Genomic DNA, 21,628 nt, shown 5'->3' on the forward strand with positions numbered 1-21,628 from the left:
AACCCGTTTCAGCATTGCGCTAAAACGGGTCTTTGGGCTCTCGCTTTAGCAGTATTTATAATGCGCCCGCAAGCTGAGTTTGGCTTCGTTTAAAGTTCGCCACTCAAATCAGCGCAATTTCATTAAACGCCTTTTAAAGTAGGCTGTCAAGTCTTACTCGACACCCACCAAATCCGTTGATAACAAGTTCAGATCCAGCTGGGTGGTAGAGTTTGGCGGCAACTGTTTTTTACTCATGTCACTGCGGGCAGACTCAATACGATTCAAATAAGCGGCGTCAATGTCGCCGGTCACGTATTTGCCATCAAAGCAACTGCAATCAAATTCAGTCATGTGCGGATTGGATTTGGTAATGCTTTCACGCAAGGCGTCCAGATCCTGGTAAATCAAGGCATCTGCACCGATTTCAGCGCAAATCTCTTCATCGGTACGGTTGGTTGCCAGCAATTCATGGCGGCTGGGCATATCAATGCCATACACGTTAGGATAACGCACCGGTGGCGCAGCTGAGGCAAAGTAAACCTTGTTTGCGCCCGCATCGCGCGCCATTTGCACGATTTGCTGTGAGGTGGTGCCACGTACAATCGAGTCGTCTACCAGCAAGACGTTTTTGCCTTTGAATTCAATCCCGATTGGATTCAACTTCTGGCGCACGGATTTCTTGCGCAAGGCCTGACCTGGCATGATGAAGGTACGGCCAATATAGCGGTTTTTAATAAAGCCCTCGCGATAATCCAGACCCAAGGCAATACCTAGTTGCAACGCACTTGGACGGCTGGTATCAGGAATCGGAATCACGACATCAATCTGTTTATCGGCCCATTCGCGTTTAATTTTTTCTGCCAGCAAGGTCCCCATGTCCAGACGGGTCTGGTAGACAGACACGCCATCAATCACAGAGTCCGGGCGAGCCAGGTAGACATATTCAAAAATGCAGGAAGTCAGCTTGGCATTTTCGGCACATTGGCGGCTGCACATATTGCCATCCATATCAATAAACACGGCCTCACCAGGCTCAACATCACGCACTAGCGTAAAGCCCAGCACATCCAGTGCCACGCTCTCGGAAGCCACAATATACTCGGTGCCTTTTTCTGTTTCCTGCTTGCCGATGACCAGCGGACGGATGCCATGCGGATCGCGGAACGCCAGCAGCCCGAAATTAGCAATCATGGCGACCACGGCATAGGCACCTTTACAACGCCTGTGTACACCGGCCACCGCATCAAACACCATATCACTATTTAACAGGGCATTTTTAGAGGTGCTTTCAATTTCGTGTGCCAAGACATTCAACAACACTTCAGAGTCTGAATTGGTATTGATATGACGCAGGTCTTGACGGAACATTTCTGACTTCAACTGCTCGGAGTTAGTGAGGTTACCGTTGTGACCCAACACGATGCCAAATGGTGAGTTGACATAAAAAGGCTGGGCTTCTGCCGCACTAGAGGAACCCGCGGTTGGATAACGGACATGCGCGATACCCACATTACCAACCAGGTTACGCATGTGGCGCGTATGAAAGACGTCTTTCACCAGGCCATTATTTTTATGCATATGGAAGGTATTGCCATCACAGGTCACGATGCCAGCGGCATCTTGACCACGGTGCTGTAAGACCAGCAATCCGTCATACAACAACTGATTCACCGGGTTCTTGCCTACAATACCGATAATTCCACACATAGTGACATCCTATCAAACACTTGAGATTACAAATTAAATCACTGACTCGTCGAGCTGTTGCTGGTCCAAATGCACATGCTTGGCAATACTAGATGGCATCCAGGGTAGCAATTTCAAGACCAGCACTTCAATTGGCGCGCTGAACATGGCATTTGACCAGCGCGGATCCTTTGGAAGTTCCGTCATGGCAGCCAACATCACCAGAATACAGACAATCAGCAGCCCCTTCAGCGCCCCAGCCGCACCGCCCAAAATACGGTTCAGCCCACCCAGACCTACCGCTTTAATCAACGTGGTCAACAACAGCGCCAGCAAGGTACAAACAAACAATACCAGTAAAAATACCAGTAAAAATGCGGCCATGGCTTTGATCGCCTCACCAGGAATCTGTTCTGGCATGTAAGCGATCACCTGACTATTGAAGCGGTTGGCTAAATAGAAAGCCAATACCCATCCGAGCACAGAAAACAGCTCATGAATGGCACCACGCATGAGACCGACCAAAATCGAAAAGCCAAGAATGCCTAATACCAGGTAATCAAATACTGTCATAAGTACTTATGACTTACTGGCGACGATACCGCTAAAACCTGCCGCTTCCAATTTTTTGAGGGTGGCTGCCGCTTCGTTACGTGTCGCATAAGTCCGTGTTCGCAGACGCAGCTTCTGTCCAGTCGCATCGACTTTCTCAGTGGCCGTTTCAAACCCTGCGTGCTTCAGCTTGACCTGTAGATTTTCAAGATTTTTTGGATCAGAAAAAACCCCAAACTGGACAAAAAACTTGCCTGTTTTTTTATCGGATTCCACAGCGACTTCTTTAACCGCAGGTTTCACTGGCGCAACTTTGGGTTCAACTTTGGGTTCAACTTTGGGTTCAACTTTGGGTTCAACTTTGGGTTCAACTTTGGGTTCAACTTTGGGTTCAACTTTGGGTTCAACTTTGGGTTCAACTTTGGGTTCAACTTTGGCAACGACAGGCTCGGCAGTCACAACAGGCGCCGCTTCGACTTTCGCAGGCTTTGGTGTTTCTGCTACAACAGGGGCAGACGCTGCGGACTCGGTCGCAACGGGTTTTACACCTTGAGTGGGAGTGGGTTCATTGCCTGCAGGCGCGGCTTCATTATCAAGCACAACTTCATCTTCTGGCAGCTCTAAAATTGGTTCCCGGGTCGCCTGGCGGTTTACCACAGTGATTTCGACATTTTCCTGGCTGGTATCCACGACTCTGTCCTTGAGCACGAACGGCAGGATAATCAGCATCAGAATTACCAGGGTGACCGCACCCACTAACCGCCTGCGGGCAGTTTTCTTGAGCAACAGCTCATTTTCAGTCAAAGCATCTCTCGCCATAATGTGTTGAAGTTCTCACTCAGCAGATTTCAAGTGCAGGACGCTCTCTAGCAGCCCCACTGATCAGGCGTTAATTCAAGGATTGCGGCCACGGTAAAAAAGGAACCGAATACGATAATTTTATCATTTTTCGCTGCTTTCTTATAGGCGCTTCGCAAGGCATCAGGCAACGCGGCATATGTATGCAGCCGATCAGGCGCAACCTGATGGGCCAGATATGTGTTTAACTCTTGAATATCTGCCGCGCGCGGATGCGCAATCGGGGCAATATGCCATTCGTCAAAGACATCATGCAGGATATCGACAACACTGGCGATGTCTTTGTCAGACAACATGGAAAACACCGCGATGACGCGTCCACCACCGGTACTAAGCTGCTGGAGATTATCACGCAAGGCACGCGCAGCATGTGGATTATGGGCGACATCCAGAATAATGTCGGGGGAGCGTTGCCAATACTGAAAACGCCCGGTCACTTCGGTGTCTATTAGCGCCTGTAACATGACCGAAGAAGTTACTGGCAACTTTGATTGCAATGCACGTACGGCAAAAATTACATTGGCGGCATTATTCCATTGGTAGCGGCCATACAAACGCAAACTGGCAATATCCAACACGCCGAACGCATCTTCATAATGCGCGACTTGTGACTCGCGGATGTCTATCTGGTAGTCACTACCGTAGCGGTATAGCTTAACGCCCAATTGCTCTGCATAGGCAAGCAAGGACAGCGGCGGTTCGGCGTCGCCGCAGATAGCAATTTGCTCAGCCCGGTAGATGCCAGCCTTCTCGCGGCCAATCAATTCACGCGTATCCCCTAGATACTCCATGTGGTCCAGGTCTACATTGGTGACAATGGCACAGGCGGCATCGACGATATTCACGGCATCCAGGCGTCCGCCCAAGCCGACTTCCAGCACTACGACATCCAGCGCCTGTTGCTCAAACGCCCATAAGGCCGCCAGCGTCCCCATTTCAAAATAGGTGAGTGTGATATCGCCCCGCGCCTGCTCGACGGCGGAAAAGGCCTGGCATAAGCAATCATCAGCAATGACTTGCCCGTTGAAGCGCACGCGCTCCTGATAGTGCACAAGGTGTGGGGAAGTATAGCAGCCGACCTGATAACCGGCCGCAGTATAAATGTGCTCCAGCATGGCACAGGTCGAGCCTTTGCCGTTGGTGCCACCCACCGTAATGACGGTGAATGGAAAAGTGAGCTGTAATCGCTGCGCAACGGCTTGCACCCTGCCCAAGCCCATCTCAATGGACTTGGGATGCAATGACTCAATATAACCGAGCCAATCCTCAACCGTTTGCGGATGCTCGGGTATCACAGTGGACATCAGGCAGCTTTGGCAATGTTCAACAAGCTGGATAACACCTGGCTTAATTTGCCACGCATTTCACGACGGTCGACGATCATGTCAATCGCACCATGCGTCAGCAAAAATTCTGCACGCTGAAAGCCCTCTGGCAAGGTTTCACGTACTGTTTGTTCGATCACACGCGGGCCTGCAAAGCCGATCAAGGCATTCGGTTCGGCGATAATCACATCCCCGAGCATGGCAAAACTGGCAGAAACCCCACCCATGGTCGGATCAGTCAACACCGACACGTAAGGCAAGCCTGCTTCGGACAACTTGGTCAATGCCGCACTGGTTTTGGCCATTTGCATTAATGAAAGCAAGCCCTCTTGCATGCGCGCACCGCCACTGGCAGAGATACAGATAAAGGCACATTTCTGCTCGATCGCTGCTTGTACCCCACGCACAAAACGCTCACCAACGACTGAGCCCATAGAGCCGCCCATGAATTTAAATTCAAACACGGCAGCAACGACAGGCACGCCTTCAATCGTTCCGCGCATCACAATCAGTGCATCTTTTTCTTTGACATCACGCTGGGCAGCCTTCATACGCTCGGCGTAGGTTTTACTATCCTTAAACTTGAGTGCGTCCACGGGGGTGACATCGGCACCAATTTCAACGCGTCCCGCTTCATCCAGCAAGACGTTCAAACGATCACGCGCACCCAGACGATGATGATGCCCACATTGCGGACAAACCTCCAAGTTCGCGTCCAGATCGGTCCGATATAACACGGTCTGGCAGGCATCACATTTATGCCACAAGCCCTCGGGCACGTTACGCTTTTGTACCGAGCCTACCGCACGTTTAATCTTTTGTGGAATCTTGTCTAACCAACTCATAACTTCTCCTACGGATAGATGACGATCTCTGAATACCTGTTCATCACAGCTTAAACAGAGTCAATCGCAGTACGTAATTCTTTTACCAAGGCTTGTACATTTGACTGCAAGTTAGCCGCATCGGATTGTTCAATCGCCAACACCATCCGGCTACCGACAACCACCGCATCGGCAATCGCGGCCACTTCACGCGCGGTGGCCGCATCTTTCACACCAAAGCCAACGCCTATGGGCAAACTTGTCTGCTGACGGATTTCAGCCACGCGTTTTTTCACTTCCGTGATATCCAGGTTGGCCGCCCCTGTCACGCCCTTCAGCGAAACGTAGTAAAGAAATCCAGTCGCCTGTTTCACAATCAGCTCGGTACGTGAAGGCTCTGTCGTCGGAGACAACAGGAAAATGCTGTCTATCTCTGCAGCTGCGAGCGTTTGATTGAACGTATCACACTCTTCAGGCGGATAATCCACAGTCAACACGCCATCGACACCTGAGGCTTGCGCCAATGCAACAAATTCTGCAGCGCCCATGGCTTCAATGGGGTTAGCGTAACCCATCAGGATAATCGGCGTCTGCTGATTGGTTTCCCTGAAGGTCTTCACCATGCCCAGCACTTTACGCAAGCCCATTTTGTGCACCAACGCGCGCTCACTGGCACGCTGAATGACCGGGCCATCCGCCATCGGATCAGAAAAAGGGACACCAAGCTCGATCATGTCTGCGCCAGCAGCAACCATCGCATGCATTAAAGGCACGGTCTGATCAGGATGCGGGTCACCTGCTGTGATATAGGGGATCAATGCTTTTTTGTTTTGCGCCTTGAGCGAGGCAAAAACCGATTGAATACGGGACATAAGAATCTGTGTTTTTAAGGGTTCAGAAAATGAAAGATGCACATGCGCCAGAGAGGTCTTTCTCCCTGGCGGCTGCGAATCACAATGTAATATTGGCCAAGCTTGCGACGGTGTTGATATCTTTGTCGCCGCGTCCGGACAAGTTCACCAACACAACCTGATCTGGTGACATGGTTTTGGCTAATTTTTCAGCATAGGCCAAGGCATGACTGGACTCCAGCGCGGGGATAATGCCTTCGGTACGGCACAAGTTATGGAAGGCAGCCATGGCTTCATCATCCGTAATGGCCACATACTCGGCGCGCTTGATGTCTTTCAACCAGGCATGCTCAGGACCCACACCGGGATAATCCAGGCCGGCAGAAATCGAATGTGTTTCTATGATGTTGCCGTCTTCATCCTGCATCAGATAGGTACGGTTGCCATGTAAGACACCGATTGGGCTGTTAGCGGTCAAAGGTGCGGCATGCTGGCCAGTGGTCAAGCCATGACCACCCGCCTCTACGCCAATCAGGCGTACGCCTTCTACATCAATATAGGGATAGAAGATCCCCATCGCGTTGGAACCACCACCAACACAGGCCACCACAGCATCGGGCTGGCGACCAAGCATTTCCTGCATCTGCTGTTTGGCCTCCACGCCGATCACGGCCTGAAAGTCCCTGACCATCATCGGGTAAGGATGTGGGCCGGCAACGGTACCAATGATGTAAAACGTATCCGAGATATTGGTCACCCAGTCACGCATGGCTTCGTTTAAGGCATCTTTGAGCGTTTTTGAGCCACTTTCAACCGGCACAACGGTCGCTCCCAGCAGCTTCATGCGGAACACATTAGGCGCCTGGCGCTTCACATCTTCCGAGCCCATATAGACCACACACTCCAGACCCAAACGGGCCGCAATCGTAGCTGTAGCCACGCCGTGTTGACCGGCCCCGGTTTCGGCAATCACGCGTGGCTTACCCATGCGTTTAGCCAACAAGGCTTGACCTATCGTGTTATTGATTTTGTGCGCACCCGTGTGATTCAGGTCTTCGCGCTTGAGGTAAATTTGAGCGCCACCGACTTTGTCGGACAAACGCTTGGCATGGTAAATCGGGCTGGGGCGACCGACGAAATGCTTGAGATCATAAGCAAACTCAGCCAGAAATTCAGGGTCGTGACGGTATTTTTCATACATCAGGCGCAGTTCTTCCAACGCCTCGACCAAGGTTTCAGCTACAAAAACCCCACCAAAAGGACCAAAATGGCCACGCGCATCTGGCATATCATAGACTTGCATGTATTACTCCGTATCTATCTCGTTACTCAAACCGCCCATTATGTACAGCATCTGCCTGCACGACCTGCCGCATGAATGCAGCTATTTTTTGTGGGGACTTTATCCCTTTTTGTACTTCCACCCCGCCGCTAATATCCACGGCATAGGGTTGAACCTGCTCAACAGCTTGCGCCACATTCTCTACTTGCAATCCGCCAGCGAGAATCAAGGGCTTTTGCATCTGCAACGGGATCAGTGACCAGTCGAAGGCTTCGCCGGTTCCGCCCACGGCCTTTTCAGAATAGGTATCCAGTAGCAAAGCGGTCGCAGAAGCAAAATCAGACTCGCATTGTATCAAATTTACCCCTGGTTTGACGCGGATTGCCTTGTAATATGGCAGATTAAATTGTGCGCAATCCTGCGCAGACTCATCGCCATGAAACTGCAAACAATCCAGACCGGTCGTGGCAATCACCTGGCGCACCTCGTCGGCTGGCGCATTGACAAACAATCCCACTTTGCTGACAAATGGAGGCAACGCAGCCACAATTGCCCTTGCCTGCTCAGCGCTCACCGCACGCGGACTGGGCGCGTAAAATACAAACCCCAACGCATCTGCGCCAGCAGCGATCGCCGCCAGCGCATCTTCTAACCGGGTAATCCCGCAAATCTTAACTCTGGTTCTTCTCATGTTGTTCAGTCAGGTTTCAATCCGTGTTGAATGCATCCCAATCGGCACTGCATGGCGGCAATTGCCAGGCGGCCTCATATTGAACGCCGGTAAAATACAGACCATCGGGCATGAAGGTGGGCGGAGCAAGCCGTCTATCCCGATGTTGCAGCAGCTCGGCAAACGCTGAGACATCCAGCTTCCCTTGTCCAACATAGACCAAGGCGCCGACCATATTACGGATTTGATGCTGCAAAAAAGCATTGGCCTGAAAGTGAAAAATCAGGTAACGGCCATGCGACTTAAGCGCTGCCTGAGAGAGGGTGCGCACAGGGCTACTGGCCTGACACTCACTGGCCCTAAACGCACTGAAATCATGCTCGCCAAGCAGGGTTTGCATGGCTTGCTGCATGGCGGCAACCGCCAGTGGCCGATGATACCAGCCGACTCTTCCATGCTGACTCGCAGGCGCAACCGGGTGGTTGTATAGCACATACTGATAACTGCGTGCCCGTGCACTAAACCTGGCATGAAAATCATTAGCGACTTCGCTTGCCCACAATACACGTACCCAAGGCGGCAAATGTGCATTACTGCCACGCACCCAGGCATTCAAGGGCCTGGCCACAGCAGTCTCAAAGTGGGCCACTTGCATCAATGCATGCACCCCGCTATCCGTCCGTCCCGCCGCATGCAAACGCACCTGTTCGCCTGCAACCAGCGTAATTGCGCGCTCTAATGCATCCTGTACCCCGGCACCATTGGGCTGACTTTGCCAGCCCTGAAAGTGAGCGCCATGATATTCTATGCCAATCGCAATTTTCATGGCGCTTAGTATAAGGGCTGAGTGCGATAACGCCTAATCAAGGCATACAAAAAACAAGGCCGGAAACCCGGCCTTTGATTATGCAATTTTCTCGAGTAACTCGCTGGCGCGTTGCCGCTGACGCTCACCACCTTCTGCCATCACCTCTTCGATCAACTCCCTGGCACCAATGACATCTTCCATATCAATATAGGCTTGAATCAAATCCAGCTTGGTGTTGACCTCTTCAGGCTCATCGACCGGATCTTCGGCTGGCGCAGGCGCTGCCTCGCTCACATCCAGGGAAATCTCAGGAAACTCAGCTTCAGGAGCAGCAGCCTCTGGCGTAACGGGCTCATTCAATGAGGCCACCGGAGCTTCCATATCCAGATCATCCAGAGACAAGTCCTCAGGATCATTTCCGGCTGCATCGTTAGGCCCACCCAATTCCAGAGAGAGCTCCGGCAGGGACTCGAATACAGCGTCTTCATTGGACAATGCAGGCTCGCCACTGACTGAATTAGCAGGCGCGGCAAATGGCGCCGCAGCCTGTTCAGCATCATCCAGATTGAGTGATGGCAAATCCAGTGATTTTGGGGTCAACTCAGCCTCGGCACTGGCGACCTGCAGCGCAGGGTCCGTAGCGGCTGCCTCATTTACAGAATCTGCCACATCTTCAATCGCAGTGCTGTTGAGAGCTGACGCTTCCGGTTCAGCTGCAGCACGCTCGGGCGCGGTGAATGACAACGGCTCATCCTCGAGCGTTAGTGCTGTTGCGCCAGGCTCTGCAAGCGTTTCTTTGGCAACATCAGTTTCAGTCAACCCAGTTGACTCAAAAACCAATGGCTCGTCCTCTGCTTGTTCGCTCATACCAATGGCAGCCTCAGCCTCATTTTTCTCAGTTTCGGCGACCTCGTTATTCTGAGACGTCTCAACAGGCTCGCTTGAGGCCGACACCGCTGCATTTGCAGACTCAAACTCTAAAGCGGGAGCCTCAAAATTGAAATGGTAGCCTTCTTCATTTTGGGCGGGAGCAGAGGGTTCAGTTGTACTGGCAGCATTGGCATTGGTATCCTCCGGTGCGCTAACAGGCTCTGCACTGACCTGATACAGGCTGTTTTCAGGGTCCAGCTTCTGTCCCATGGCCGTCACTTTTGCCCAGGTACTGTCAGCCGGCCCCAGCTTGGCATAAAGATCACTGGCCAGCGACTCAAATGCGCCTTTATTCGCGCTTGCCTGATAAATTTCCAGCAGTTTAAGTTTGAGCTCATGGCGGTCAGGATCTTTTTGAATGGCATCTTTGAGGATTTCTTCGGCCTGCGCATCGCGGCCATAGGCCATATACACCTCAGCTTCGGCAATCGGATCAACATCATGAGAGTCAATCATGCCGCCTACCCCACTCTGCGAGAAGTCGGTCAGAAATGAAGTGTCGCCCGAAGCAGCCGCTTGCGTATCCCCGAACACTGTATTGTTTTGCATTTCAGTGGCTGGCGAGGTCACAATCACGTCTTCAAAGTTATCAATCTGCTTTTTACGACGAATACGGATCACAGCCCAAATGCAAAGCAAGATAGGCAATCCAATCAAGGCAAATGGCAAGACCGGGTTGATTGACTTCAGACGCTCAAGCAACACGTGCATAAATGAGGGTTGGGTGGCCGTAACTTCAGGCGCAGGCTCAACCGATGGTGCCGCAGGCTTGTTTTCTGCAGCAGTGCTGGCTGACTCGGTTTTAGCCGGCTCTGTTTTTTCGCCAGTGGCCTTATCTGCATCCGCTTTCGCCGGGGCAGAGGTTGTAGATTCTGACTTGGCTGGTTCAGGCTTAACAGGATCGGTAGCTGTTTTATTCTGTTCAGCTTTGGATGCAGACGCTGCCTGCGCAGCATTTTTTTCAGCCTGTGCCATGGCATTGCTTTTCATTTCCACGAGCTTTTTCATGTCGGCCACTTGCTTCTCGAGCGCTGCAGCACGTGCCTGCTCTTCTTTAATCGCATTCGCTTTGGCGGTCGCGTCCTCTTGTGCAGCAGTCGCGGAGGCCTTACTGTTGGCCTTGTCAGTCAACGAAGTCGATTTCTCGTCACCTGCCGAAAGCTTTAACACATCCTTGGCTGGCTTGGACTGTGGCAATGGTTTGTCACCCGCACTGCCAATCTTGCCTGCAGATTGTTGAGTGTTGCCACCGGTCTGGGCAGGCGCACTTTCCTTAACCACTTTGCCCAGCGTATTTTTATAAGCTAGCCAGTTTGCCGTATGCTCAGCCACCACTTGCTGCGCTTGCTTGCGACTCAGACGCTCCAGGCTTGCCTGGTCAGGCAGGCGAATGATTTTACCTACCTTGAGACGGTTCATGTTTTTACCGTCAAAAGCGTCCTGATTGGATTGATAAAGCGCAGCCAGCATTTGATCCATGCTGACATTGTCTGGTTTCATCTGGCGCGCGATGGCATATAGCGTATCACCACGCTCTGTCGTCAACGCTTGCGCCTCAGAGGCATTGTCTTGAGCCGGTGATTTAGGCTCGACTTTTTTGACCGCTGGTTTGGCTGCAGTCGGAGCCTTCGCACTCCTGGTTTCTGCAGGACTGCTCTCAGCGGCCACGGCTGGCGCAGGTTGGGCTTCTGACTGTTTCACCGTGGGCGTCGCCGCAGCTTCGGCAGCATAATTAGAGTTAAAACCGGGCGGATCTAACAGTAAGGTGTACTCTTTTACCAGGCGACCGGTCGGCCAGTCTACCTGGATCAGCATGTCCAGGAAGGCTTCTGTAATCGGTTGTGTACTGCTCAACTTGAGGATAGGCAGGCCTTTTGTATTATTGCCAACCTCAATTTTGATGAATGGATAAGCCGCAGGCTTTTCCAGCATTTGATCCTGATACACCTGCTCACTAGCAAGCGTAGCTTGAATGCTGCTCAACTCTGCAGGCGTGACGGCCAACAGCTCGATTTCAGCATTGAGTGGTTCCCCCAGTTTTGAGCTGGACGTGATGGTACCCAATCCGGCAGCATGCGCTGACATGGCAGCACCCAGACTCAAGGCAAAGGCTATTTTTTTTAATTGAATTTTACGCACCGATTCACCCTTTTTTCATTCATGGCTTTTGTCAAAATAGCATCATTCAGACAGCCACGCAAGCGCGTGCAGACGGCTTGCAGGCAATAAATACACTGTTTTTAGTGTCTCGCATCCATTAAACACTAGCCCCAAAAAAGCAAAAGCCCGAAAAGACTATGATTTCATTGATAAATCATAGCTTTACGGGCTGCTACTTCACAAACTACTTAAGCTTCTACCAAAATTCTTAACATGCGTCGCAATGGCTCGGCTGCCCCCCACAATAACTGGTCGCCGACTGTAAACGCGGACAGATATTCGCCACCCATTGCCAGTTTGCGCAAACGCCCCACCGGCGTGGTCAACGTGCCGGTAATCGCCGCTGGCGTTAACTCACGCATACTCACTTCGCGTTCGTTGGGAATCACCTTTGCCCAGGGGTTGGCTTCCGCCAGCATCTGGTTGATCTCATCGAGCGGCACATCTTTGCGCAGTTTGAGCGTCAAAGCCTGTGAATGGCAACGCATGGCGCCAATACGCACACACAAACCATCAATCACAATCGGATTTGCCGAGCGCCCCAGAATCTTGTTGGTCTCAACGCCCCCCTTCCACTCTTCTTTGCTTTGACCATTGCCCAAATCCTTGTCTATCCAGGGAATCAGGCTACCGGCAAGCGGCACGCCAAAGTTGGATTGCGGTAGCGCCTCACTGCGGATGGTATCGGCCACCTGTTTGTCGATATCCAGAATCGCAGAAGCCGGATCGGCCAGCAAGTCAGCCACAGAGGCATTGACCACGCCCATTTGCGTAATCAACTCACGCATATTTTGTGCACCGGCACCAGACGCGGCCTGGTAGGTCATGGACGTTGCCCACTCAACCAAATCGGCCTTGAACAAGCCGTTAAGCGCCATCAGCATCAACGAAACCGTGCAATTGCCGCCTATCCAGTTGTTTCCGCCATTCGCGAGCGCATCTTTAATGACATGCATATTGACTGGATCAAGAATAATCACGGCATCGTCTTCCATACGCAAGGTCGAGGCAGCATCAATCCAGTGACCGTTCCAGCCCGCAGCGCGCAATTGCGGGAACACTTCACTGGTGTAATCGCCGCCCTGGCAGGTGACAATCACCTCCATCTGCTTCAATGCGTCTATATTTTTCGCATCTTTAAGCACGGGAGATGCTTTACCCACATTGGGTGCTGCACCGCCTGCTTGCGAGGTGGTGAAAAACTGCGGTTCGATATCCGCAAAATCATTTTCCTGACGCATGCGTTGCATCAGCACAGAACCCACCATGCCACGCCAGCCTACAAACCCTACCTTCAACATATTCAACCTTTATTGTTAACCGCACAGCCGTGCGGATAAACGCAGATAATTTTGATTCAACCCTTATTTGGTTGACTTTTGCACGGCTTCGCCAGCCTTTTCCAGATCCTTGCCCATGCCGTCAATGGTATTACAGGCCGCCAAGGTCAATGCAGTGATTACACACAAAATTAACGTTTTAAACATCATCCTCTCCTCAAATGACTGATGCCGACCGTCATCAGTCTCTAAAGTTACCAAATTTCAACGGAAAATCAGTAATACTCTTTTTCACAAATGCAATCGCCTCTTGCAGGACGTCTCGCTTCGCCCCATTCACGCGCACGGTGTCGCCCTGAATGGTGGCCTGGACTTTCATGCCACTGTCTTTAATCAGCTTGGTGATTTTTTTGGCCAGGTCGCTATCAATGCCATCACGCACAATCAACTCCTGCTTGACCTTGTTACCAGACACCTTTTGCACATCCTTGTGCTCCAGCCGCTTGGAAGACTCTGGCTCTTTTTTTTCCATGGCTGGCAGCAAAATATCTTTCACCTGATCCAGCTGAAAATCATTATCCCCAAACAAAGTGATCACTTTGTCTTTCTCGTTAAACTCGATGTTGGCCGAAGTGCCTTTAAAGTCATAGCGATTGGTAATCTGCTTGCTGGCAGCATCAATCGAATTCTTCAAATTAACCATATCGACTTCGGATGTAATATCAAAGCTAGGCATTTTTTTAAAACCTCACAAGCGATGGCAGGACAAGGCGGAAGCGCGCAGGCAGTACATTGAGTACGACCAGCGCGACCAACGCAGTCATGCCGAGCAATCACAATTATTCGAAATGGCAGACGTAGTCTACGGTCTCTACCGTTTCAATCTCAAAACTGGAATTACCCGGTACCGTGAATTTCTCACCGCCCTTGTAGGTGGTCCAGTTTTCCTCGCCTTTCAGGCGTACCTTGCAAACCCCATCGTTGATTTCCATCAACTCCGGGGAGCCTGTATTAAAGGTCAATGTACTCGGGAAAATTACGCCTACGGTACACCGCGTGCCATTCGGGAACAGCACGGTGTGACTCACACATTTGCCATCAAAATAGACATTAGCTTTCTTTTTTACACTGACATTATCAAATTGCGCCATTTTTAAATTCCTGTTTAATTTCAATACGCTGCAAAACAAGCAAAGGACTATATCACAGCTAAATCTGCGCGAGCGTGATGAAATTACATCCGCCCGCGCAACCCGTCTTACATGGCCGCTACGATTTGGTCGCCCATCTCCGAGCATGACACGCGCTTGGTGCCTTCTTCATAGATGTCGCCGGTACGGTAGCCCGCTGCCAGGACCTTTTTCACAGCATTTTCAATCCGGGTGGCGGCAGCTTCATTATCAAAGCTGTAGCGCAACATCATGGCCGCAGACAAAATGGTGGCAATCGGGTTAGCCAGGTTCTTGCCGGCGATATCCGGTGCAGAACCGTGTGATGGCTCATACAGGCCTTTTTTGCTCTCGTTCAAGGATGCAGAAGCCAGCATACCAATTGAACCAGTAAGCATGGAGGCTTCATCAGACAGGATGTCACCAAAAATGTTACCGGTCACCATCACGTCAAACTGTTTAGGGTTGCGAATCAGCTGCATGGCGGCATTGTCCACATACATATGGCTCAACTCGACTTCCGGGTATTCTTTCGCTACATCGATCACGATTTCTTTCCAGAACTCGGTGGTTTCCAGCACATTAGCCTTGTCTACTGAACACAGTTTTTTCTGGCGCTTCATCGCAATCTGGAAAGCGACGTGCGCAATACGGCGGATTTCTGGCTCACTGTAAATCATGGTATTAAAACCTTCGCGCACGCCCTGCTCGTTGGTGCGCATGCCGCGTGGCTGACCAAAATAGACGTCACCGGTCAGTTCACGCACAATCATGATATCTAGACCAGCCACCACTTCAGGTTTCAGCGTAGAAGCGTTGGCCAACTCTGGGAACAGCACCGCTGGGCGCAAGTTGGCAAACAGACCCAAGTCTTTACGAATCGCCAGCAAACCGCGCTCTGGACGCAATGGACGGTCCAGGGTGTCATACTGTGGGCCGCCTACCGCGCCCAACAAAACAGCATCCGCTTCACGGCAAACTTTTTGCGTAAACTCTGGATAGGGATGACCAAACTGGTCATACGCCTGACCACCCAACGGTGCCTCGGTGAAGGTCATTTCCAGACCTTCTTTGTGCAACACATCCAGTACGCGCAAGGCTTGTTTAATAATTTCCGGGCCGATGCCATCGCCTGGCAACACTGCAATATTCAATGCCATTATTTTTTCCTAACTATATATACAATCTCAATAAAAACGATGAAAAACCGTCGCGAGCGATGGAGTGGCTACACGCACGGAGCACAGAAACCGGAATGTACACTGAGTACATAAGGATTTCGAGCACCGCGCAACAACGCCAATTCATTGTGTCGCAGGCGAATCACGTTTTTATGCGAACAACCAGGGTTGTGCAGCCTTATGTTTTTCTTCAAACGTTTTGATTTCATCTGCATGCTGCAAGGTCAGGCCTATCTCATCCAGGCCATTGAGCAAATTGTGCTTGCGTGTCGGTGTAATCTCAAAGCTGAATGACTGGCCAGAAGGCGTGGTCACTGTTTGCGCTACCAGATCGACATTCAGCGTATACCCTTCATTGGCAAAGCATTCTTTGAACAACTGATCTACCTGCTCGGCAGCAGCCACGATGGGCAAAATACCGTTTTTATAGCAGTTATTAAAGAAAATATCGGCAAAGCTGGGCGCAATAATGACGCGGAAGCCTTGGTCTTCAATCGCCCATGGCGCATGCTCACGTGAAGAACCGCAGCCAAAGTTGTCACGCGCGAGCAGGACTTGTGCACCTTGGTAACGCGGCTGGTTCAAGACAAAATCTGGGTTTAATGGACGGGTACTGCAATCCATACCAGGCTCGCCATAGTTGGTATAGCGCCACTCGTCAAACAAATACGGGCCAAATCCAGACCGTTTGATTGATTTTAAGAACTGCTTGGGAATAATCGCGTCAGTGTCCACGTTGGCTCGATCCAGCGGACAAACCAGCCCATTCAAGGTAGTAAATGCTTTCATAATGTTCTCCTCTTAGGCGCTACGCACGTCAACAAAATGACCGGCAATCGCAGCAGCTGCCGCCATTTCAGGGCTGACCAAATGCGTACGTCCGCCCGGACCCTGACGGCCTTCAAAGTTACGGTTAGAGGTTGAAGCGCAACGCTCACCAGGGCTCAAGCGGTCTGAGTTCATGGCCAGACACATGGAGCAGCCAGGCTCACGCCACTCAAAACCAGCCTCAATAAAAATCTTGTCCAAGCCTTCAGCTTCGGCCTGGCGCTTCACCTGGCCAGAGCCCGGCACCACCATCGCCAGTTTGATATTGCTGGCCACTTTTTTACCTTTGGCGACGCTGGCAGCGGCACGCAAGTCCTCAATACGCGAGTTGGTGCAGGAACCAATAAAGATTTTATCGAGCTGAATTTGCTCAATCGGGGTATTGGCAGTCAAGCCCATGTATTTAAGCGCATTTTCAATACTGGTGCGTTTGGTTGCATCGGCTTCCTGGGCAGGATCCGGCACAGTGGAGCCGATGGGCAGCACTTGCTCCGGCGAGGTCCCCCAAGTCACTTGTGGAGCAATCTCTGCACCGTTCAATGTGACCACGGTATCAAACTCGGCATCGGTGTCCGACTTGAGGGTGCTCCAGTAAGCCACAGCTTGCGCCCAATGCTCGCCCTTAGGCGCATGCAGGCGACCTTCAAGGTAAGCCGATGTTTTCTCATCCGGGGCCACCAGGCCCGCACGTGCACCGGCTTCAATCGCCATGTTACACAGTGTCATGCGGCCTTCCATGGACAAGCCACGGATCACTTCGCCGCCAAACTCAATCGCGTAACCCGTACCGCCAGCGGTACCGATTTTGCCGATAATCGCCAGCGCCACGTCTTTGGCCGTCACGCCTTTGCCCAATTGGCCATCAACCTTCACCAGCATGCGCTTGGATTTTTTCGCGACCAGGGTTTGTGTAGCCAAGACATGCTCAACCTCTGAGGTACCGATGCCGTGCGCCAACGCGCCAAAGGCACCATGAGTTGAGGTATGGCTATCGCCACAGACCACGGTCATGCCAGGCAAGGTCGTACCATTTTCAGGCCCAATCACATGAATAATGCCTTGGTCTTTGTTTTTAAAAGGAAAATACACCAAGGCACCAAACTCTTTGATGTTGTTATCCAGCGTTTCCACCTGCAAACGGGACACTGGATCTTCAATGCCTTTGTCCCAGTCTTTGGTCGGTGTATTGTGGTCAGGGTTAGCCACAATGCTGGAATTACGCCATGGTTTACGCCCGGCCAAACGCAAGCCTTCAAAAGCCTGTGGGCTGGTCACTTCATGCACCAGATGGCGGTCAATGTAAATCAGACAGGTGCCGTCTGCTTCTTCACGCACCACATGCGAATCCCATAATTTGTCGTACAGCGTTTTACCTGCCATGACAGTTCCTTTCAAACCACACAAAATAAATAACCTGCGCAGAATACCTAAGTTTCAATACCCTTACAAGAATATGATTTATACTAGTATTGAAACTACCACTTTAAACAGCCGCTGCACACGCAAGCAATTGATGCTCAACAGGAAAAGATGGATTCAAGACGCCAGGAACTCGCAGAATTTTTACAAGCCATGCGCCAGCGTGGCAGCCCGGAAGCCTTTGGTTTTCCGTCAGGCGTTCGCCGTCGCACCCAAGGGCTACGACGCGAAGAAGTGGCTCAATTGGCAGGGATCAGCGCTACCTGGTACACCTGGATAGAGCAAGCGCGCGAAGTCAATGTGTCGGCCGAAGCCCTGGACCGCCTGGCCAATGCACTCAAACTGAGCAAGTCTGAACGTAGCTATCTGTTTGACATGGCTGACCGCCGTGACCCGCATGCACACCAGAACCAAGTTGATACGGCGCCGGAAACCCTGGTGACCATGCTGAAACACATCCAGATTCCGGCGTACATCATGGGCCGCACCTGGGACATGTTGGCCTGGAATACCGCAGCAAGTGATTTGTTTAGCGGACTGCTGGATATTGAGTGGCCTGCTGGTGAACACCCCAACCTGCTACGCTTTGTGTTTGCACATCCGGCGGCAAAACAGTTTGTAGTGAACTGGGACATGCGCGCGCGTAGACTGGTGGCAGAATTCAGAGCGGACAGCCGCACACGGCTGGAAGAGCCTGAAATCAAGAAACTCATCGACGAACTGAGTAATGCCAGTGCAGAGTTTGCAGCGTTCTGGAAACAGCATGATGTGCTGGAAAGACAAGGCGGACAGCGCGCCTTTCAACATCCGACGCAAGGCTTGATTCAATATCAGCAGGTGACGCTACGTCCGGTAGAACAGGAACACCTTAAACTGGTGTTGCTGCAACCTGCTGACTAATCAGCGTTCGGGTTTGCTGCGCTTATGGGCTTGTCCGCGATTGCGACAACTTATATTCAATCGCATCCTTCAAGGCCAGCCAGGATGCCTGAATGATGTCAGAAGAAACACCGATGGTCGTCCAGTTGCTTTGCTGATCGGTAGACTCTATCAACACACGCACCTTCGCTGCCGTGGCCAGATTGGAGTCCAGCACCCGCACTTTGTAATCCACCAGCTTGATTTCATCGATGGCCGGATAAAACGGCTGCAGCGCCTTGCGCATGGCCTTGTCCAGGGCATTCACGGGACCATCACCCTGAGCGGTTGCGCTGGTTTCCTGGCCATTCACGCTGACGTGTATCGTCACCGAGGAATTCAACCCATCCGCTGACGGTTCATAAATATTGACATGGTATTGCTTGAGGCTGAAAAACGGCTTGAACTTGCCCAGTAATTTCTGCATCAGCAAGTCAAACGAGCTCTCGGCATTTTCAAACTGATACCCTTCATGCTCCAGTGCTTTCAGTTGCTCCAGGATATTCACTGCCGCTTGAGACTCTTTGGTCAGGCTAGGATCAATTTGTTGCAACTTGCGCAAAATCGCCCCGCGCCCCGCGACTTCAGAGACCAGAATATGTCTCTCATTGCCAACCATGCCAGGGTTGATGTGCTCATAAGATTTCGGATTCTTATTCACTGCATCAATATGCATGCCGCCCTTGTGTGCAAAGGCATCCTGCCCGACATAAGGCGCCTTGTCGTTAAACGCAACATTGGCGACTTCACTGACAAAGCGTGCGGCGGCCGTCAACCCGGATAATTGCGACTCTGAAATACAGGCCAAACCCAGTTTTAGCTGCACATTAGGGATAATCGACACCAGGTTGGCGTTACCACAGCGCTCACCGATACCGTTGATGGTGCCTTGCACCTGCATGGCGCCAGCCTGCACAGCAGCCACCGAGTTGGCGACCGCCATTTCACAGTCGTTATGGCAATGAATGCCAATCTGCACTGCAGGGAAACGGTTCACCACTGTTTGCGTGATGCTGAATACCTCGTTCGGGAAAGTGCCGCCATTGGTATCACATAAGGCCAACACATCCGCCCCAGCGTCTACCGCGGCTTGCAATGTCTGCATGGCATAGTCAGCATTGGCTTGATAGCCATCGTAAAAATGCTCGGCGTCAAACACCACCTCTTTGCCTTGCGCCTTGAGGTAGGCAATGGTATCGGCAATCATGGCCAGGTTTTCGTCTAGCGTCGTACGCAGAATGTCAGTGACCTGGTAATCCCAACTCTTGCCAAAAATGGCCACCGCCGTTGTGTTGGCTGATAACAGTGACTGCAAATTTTTGTCTTCTGCTGCGGTAATGCCAATGCGGCGTGTACTGCCAAACGCAATAATTTTGGCATGCTGCAGATGGAGCTCGCCGACGCGGGCAAAAAACTCGAGGTCTTTCGGGTTAGAGCCAGGATTACCGGCCTCAATGTAGCCGATGCCCAACTGGTCCAGACGCTGAACCACCTTGAGTTTATCCTCAACCGAAAAAGACACTCCCTGCGCTTGCGCGCCATCGCGCAAGGTAGAGTCGTAGGCAATGACGCGTCGATGAGCCATAAGAATTATTTTTTACGGCTGTGCAAGTTGGCTGCAATACGCATGCGCAAAGCATTCAACTTGATAAATCCGCCGGCATCTTTCTGGTCATAAGCGCCTTTGTCATCCTCAAACGTCGCAATGGTCGAGTCAAACAACGAATCAGTTTTGCTGTCACGGCCAACCACAATCACGTTGCCTTTGTACAACTTCACGCGCACCCAGCCATTCACCGTCGCCTGGGTATGGTCGATCAAAGTTTGCAAGGCAACTCGCTCTGGGCTCCACCAGTAGCCGTTATAGATCAGGCTGGCGTAACGTGGCATCAAATCATCCTTCAAGTGCGCCACTTCGCGGTCCAGCGTAATACTTTCAATCGCACGGTGCGCTTTCAGAATAATGGTACCGCCTGGAGTTTCGTAGCAACCACGGGACTTCATACCTACATAGCGGTTTTCCACCAGGTCAAGACGACCCACACCATGTTTGCCACCCAAGCGGTTCAGCTCAGCCAGAATCTCGTGTGCTTTCATGGATTTGCCATTAAGCGCAACAATGTCACCCTGTTTGAACTCAAGGTCCAGATATTCGGGTGCGTCTGGCGCTTTTTCAGGGGATACGGTCCAGCGCCACATGTCTTCCTCGGCTTCCGCTGCCGGGTCTTCCAGGTGACGGCCTTCGTAGGAAATATGCAACAGGTTAGCATCCATTGAATAAGGGCTGCCGCCTTGCTTGTGCTTCATCTCAACCGGGATGCCATGTTTTTCGGCATAGGTCAGCAGTTTTTCACGGGACAGCAGATCCCATTCACGCCATGGGGCGATAATTTTGATGTTGGGATTCAAGGCATAGGCACCCAGCTCAAAACGCACCTGGTCGTTACCCTTGCCGGTGGCACCATGCGAAATAGCATCCGCTTTGGTTTCGTTGGCAATTTCAATCAGGCGTTTGGCAATGAGCGGACGCGCAATCGAGGTCCCAAGCAAATATTCACCTTCGTAAACGGTGTTGGCACGGAACATCGGGAACACAAAATCACGCACAAACTCTTCACGCAGGTCATCAATATAGATTTCGTTTACACCAAATTTTTTGGCTTTTTCGCGCGCGGGCTCCAGCTCTTCACCCTGACCAAGGTCAGCAGTAAAGGTGACCACCTCACATTGATAAGTGTCCTGCAACCATTTCAGAATCACGGAAGTGTCCAGGCCGCCAGAATAGGCCAATACGGCTTTTTTAATATCGCTCATTGAAGTTGTATTTCCATAAAAAATATTTTTACCTCACAGCTAACGAGATAAAGAGAAAATCTGTAAAAGCACTTTTTCTCTGTGACCTCTT

At 51.4% G+C, this 21,628-nt stretch carries 20 protein-coding genes; 1 reads left to right on the plus strand and 19 read right to left on the minus strand.

Annotation, left to right across the window (positions count from 1 at the left end; all coding sequences use genetic code 11):
• Nucleotides 1-153: 153 nt before the first annotated feature.
• The 17 genes from purF to leuC form a co-directional block, all read right to left on the minus strand.
• A complete protein-coding gene (gene purF, locus INP77_RS00870; RefSeq protein ID WP_194746831.1) occupies nucleotides 154-1,689 on the minus strand; it encodes an amidophosphoribosyltransferase in 1,536 nt (511 codons plus the stop codon).
• Nucleotides 1,690-1,722: 33 nt separating this feature from the next.
• Nucleotides 1,723-2,241, minus strand: a complete 519-nt coding sequence (locus INP77_RS00875) for a CvpA family protein (protein ID WP_194746832.1) — start codon at nucleotides 2,239-2,241, stop codon at nucleotides 1,723-1,725.
• Between the two features lie 6 nt (nucleotides 2,242-2,247).
• A complete protein-coding gene (locus INP77_RS00880; protein WP_194746833.1) occupies nucleotides 2,248-3,039 on the minus strand; it encodes an SPOR domain-containing protein in 792 nt (263 codons plus the stop codon).
• A gap of 47 nt (nucleotides 3,040-3,086) precedes the next feature.
• Nucleotides 3,087-4,382: a bifunctional tetrahydrofolate synthase/dihydrofolate synthase gene (gene folC, locus INP77_RS00885; RefSeq protein WP_194746834.1), complete on the minus strand. Its 1,296-nt coding sequence runs from the start codon at nucleotides 4,380-4,382 to the stop codon at nucleotides 3,087-3,089.
• Entirely contained in the window at nucleotides 4,382-5,248 is an 867-nt protein-coding gene (gene accD, locus INP77_RS00890) for an acetyl-CoA carboxylase, carboxyltransferase subunit beta (RefSeq protein WP_194746835.1), read from the minus strand. Before accD ends, folC begins: the two co-directional genes overlap by 1 nt.
• Nucleotides 5,249-5,298: 50 nt before the next feature.
• Nucleotides 5,299-6,099 carry a tryptophan synthase subunit alpha gene (gene trpA / locus INP77_RS00895; protein ID WP_194746836.1) on the minus strand — a complete coding sequence of 267 codons (801 nt, stop codon included), beginning with the start codon at nucleotides 6,097-6,099 and terminating at the stop codon, nucleotides 5,299-5,301.
• Nucleotides 6,100-6,178: 79 nt separating this feature from the next.
• Complete coding sequence (trpB, locus tag INP77_RS00900) at nucleotides 6,179-7,381, minus strand: tryptophan synthase subunit beta (protein ID WP_194746837.1); 1,203 nt, start codon at nucleotides 7,379-7,381, stop codon at nucleotides 6,179-6,181.
• A gap of 22 nt (nucleotides 7,382-7,403) precedes the next feature.
• Complete coding sequence (locus tag INP77_RS00905) at nucleotides 7,404-8,051, minus strand: phosphoribosylanthranilate isomerase (RefSeq protein ID WP_194746838.1); 648 nt, start codon at nucleotides 8,049-8,051, stop codon at nucleotides 7,404-7,406.
• A gap of 16 nt (nucleotides 8,052-8,067) precedes the next feature.
• Nucleotides 8,068-8,856 (minus strand): tRNA pseudouridine(38-40) synthase TruA, encoded by a 789-nt coding sequence (gene truA, locus INP77_RS00910; protein ID WP_194746839.1) that lies wholly within the window; start codon nucleotides 8,854-8,856, stop codon nucleotides 8,068-8,070.
• A 78-nt stretch (nucleotides 8,857-8,934) separates the two neighbouring features.
• Nucleotides 8,935-11,907 carry a FimV/HubP family polar landmark protein gene (locus INP77_RS00915; protein WP_194746840.1) on the minus strand — a complete coding sequence of 991 codons (2,973 nt, stop codon included), beginning with the start codon at nucleotides 11,905-11,907 and terminating at the stop codon, nucleotides 8,935-8,937.
• A 209-nt stretch (nucleotides 11,908-12,116) separates the two neighbouring features.
• Nucleotides 12,117-13,229, minus strand: a complete 1,113-nt coding sequence (gene asd, locus INP77_RS00920) for an aspartate-semialdehyde dehydrogenase (protein ID WP_194746841.1) — start codon at nucleotides 13,227-13,229, stop codon at nucleotides 12,117-12,119.
• 63 nt (nucleotides 13,230-13,292) lie between these two features.
• Nucleotides 13,293-13,415, minus strand: coding sequence for an entericidin A/B family lipoprotein (locus INP77_RS00925; RefSeq protein WP_343223934.1), 123 nt, complete (start codon nucleotides 13,413-13,415; stop codon nucleotides 13,293-13,295).
• A gap of 34 nt (nucleotides 13,416-13,449) precedes the next feature.
• Nucleotides 13,450-13,944 carry a YajQ family cyclic di-GMP-binding protein gene (locus INP77_RS00930; RefSeq protein ID WP_194746843.1) on the minus strand — a complete coding sequence of 165 codons (495 nt, stop codon included), beginning with the start codon at nucleotides 13,942-13,944 and terminating at the stop codon, nucleotides 13,450-13,452.
• Between the two features lie 103 nt (nucleotides 13,945-14,047).
• Nucleotides 14,048-14,359: a pyrimidine/purine nucleoside phosphorylase gene (locus tag INP77_RS00935; protein WP_194746844.1), complete on the minus strand. Its 312-nt coding sequence runs from the start codon at nucleotides 14,357-14,359 to the stop codon at nucleotides 14,048-14,050.
• A 107-nt stretch (nucleotides 14,360-14,466) separates the two neighbouring features.
• Nucleotides 14,467-15,531: a 3-isopropylmalate dehydrogenase gene (leuB, locus tag INP77_RS00940; protein ID WP_228518697.1), complete on the minus strand. Its 1,065-nt coding sequence runs from the start codon at nucleotides 15,529-15,531 to the stop codon at nucleotides 14,467-14,469.
• Between the two features lie 177 nt (nucleotides 15,532-15,708).
• Entirely contained in the window at nucleotides 15,709-16,347 is a 639-nt protein-coding gene (gene leuD, locus INP77_RS00945; protein ID WP_194746846.1) for a 3-isopropylmalate dehydratase small subunit, read from the minus strand.
• 12 nt (nucleotides 16,348-16,359) lie between these two features.
• Complete coding sequence (gene leuC, locus INP77_RS00950; protein WP_194746847.1) at nucleotides 16,360-17,766, minus strand: 3-isopropylmalate dehydratase large subunit; 1,407 nt, start codon at nucleotides 17,764-17,766, stop codon at nucleotides 16,360-16,362.
• A 150-nt stretch (nucleotides 17,767-17,916) separates the two neighbouring features.
• Between leuC and INP77_RS00955 the strand changes: the two genes are divergently transcribed.
• A complete protein-coding gene (locus INP77_RS00955; RefSeq protein WP_194746848.1) occupies nucleotides 17,917-18,705 on the plus strand; it encodes a helix-turn-helix transcriptional regulator in 789 nt (262 codons plus the stop codon).
• 22 nt (nucleotides 18,706-18,727) lie between these two features.
• Here the strand turns inward: INP77_RS00955 and cimA are convergent, their stop codons facing one another.
• Nucleotides 18,728-20,308 carry a citramalate synthase gene (gene cimA / locus INP77_RS00960; protein ID WP_194746849.1) on the minus strand — a complete coding sequence of 527 codons (1,581 nt, stop codon included), beginning with the start codon at nucleotides 20,306-20,308 and terminating at the stop codon, nucleotides 18,728-18,730.
• 5 nt (nucleotides 20,309-20,313) lie between these two features.
• Nucleotides 20,314-21,537 carry an argininosuccinate synthase gene (locus INP77_RS00965; protein ID WP_194746850.1) on the minus strand — a complete coding sequence of 408 codons (1,224 nt, stop codon included), beginning with the start codon at nucleotides 21,535-21,537 and terminating at the stop codon, nucleotides 20,314-20,316.
• Nucleotides 21,538-21,628: the final 91 nt, after the last annotated feature.

This window comes from Methylophilus sp. 13 (assembly GCF_015354335.1).
Lineage (GTDB): Bacteria > Pseudomonadota > Gammaproteobacteria > Burkholderiales > Methylophilaceae > Methylophilus > Methylophilus glucosoxydans.

Excerpts from the sequence above, each read along its gene's own strand:
- purF (WP_194746831.1), bottom strand. The coding sequence starts at position 1,689 with ATGTGTGGAATTATCGGTATTGTAGGCAAGAACCCGGTGAATCAGTTG.
- INP77_RS00875 (WP_194746832.1), bottom strand. The coding sequence starts at position 2,241 with ATGACAGTATTTGATTACCTGGTATTAGGCATTCTTGGCTTTTCGATT.
- INP77_RS00880 (WP_194746833.1), bottom strand. The coding sequence starts at position 3,039 with ATGGCGAGAGATGCTTTGACTGAAAATGAGCTGTTGCTCAAGAAAACT.
- folC (WP_194746834.1), bottom strand. The coding sequence starts at position 4,382 with ATGTCCACTGTGATACCCGAGCATCCGCAAACGGTTGAGGATTGGCTC.
- accD (WP_194746835.1), bottom strand. The coding sequence starts at position 5,248 with ATGAGTTGGTTAGACAAGATTCCACAAAAGATTAAACGTGCGGTAGGC.
- trpA (WP_194746836.1), bottom strand. The coding sequence starts at position 6,099 with ATGTCCCGTATTCAATCGGTTTTTGCCTCGCTCAAGGCGCAAAACAAA.
- trpB (WP_194746837.1), bottom strand. The coding sequence starts at position 7,381 with ATGCAAGTCTATGATATGCCAGATGCGCGTGGCCATTTTGGTCCTTTT.
- INP77_RS00905 (WP_194746838.1), bottom strand. The coding sequence starts at position 8,051 with ATGAGAAGAACCAGAGTTAAGATTTGCGGGATTACCCGGTTAGAAGAT.
- truA (WP_194746839.1), bottom strand. The coding sequence starts at position 8,856 with ATGAAAATTGCGATTGGCATAGAATATCATGGCGCTCACTTTCAGGGC.
- asd (WP_194746841.1), bottom strand. The coding sequence starts at position 13,229 with ATGTTGAAGGTAGGGTTTGTAGGCTGGCGTGGCATGGTGGGTTCTGTG.
- INP77_RS00925 (WP_343223934.1), bottom strand. The coding sequence starts at position 13,415 with ATGTTTAAAACGTTAATTTTGTGTGTAATCACTGCATTGACCTTGGCG.
- INP77_RS00930 (WP_194746843.1), bottom strand. The coding sequence starts at position 13,944 with ATGCCTAGCTTTGATATTACATCCGAAGTCGATATGGTTAATTTGAAG.
- INP77_RS00935 (WP_194746844.1), bottom strand. The coding sequence starts at position 14,359 with ATGGCGCAATTTGATAATGTCAGTGTAAAAAAGAAAGCTAATGTCTAT.
- leuD (WP_194746846.1), bottom strand. The coding sequence starts at position 16,347 with ATGAAAGCATTTACTACCTTGAATGGGCTGGTTTGTCCGCTGGATCGA.
- leuC (WP_194746847.1), bottom strand. The coding sequence starts at position 17,766 with ATGGCAGGTAAAACGCTGTACGACAAATTATGGGATTCGCATGTGGTG.
- INP77_RS00955 (WP_194746848.1), top strand. The coding sequence starts at position 17,917 with ATGGATTCAAGACGCCAGGAACTCGCAGAATTTTTACAAGCCATGCGC.
- cimA (WP_194746849.1), bottom strand. The coding sequence starts at position 20,308 with ATGGCTCATCGACGCGTCATTGCCTACGACTCTACCTTGCGCGATGGC.
- INP77_RS00965 (WP_194746850.1), bottom strand. The coding sequence starts at position 21,537 with ATGAGCGATATTAAAAAAGCCGTATTGGCCTATTCTGGCGGCCTGGAC.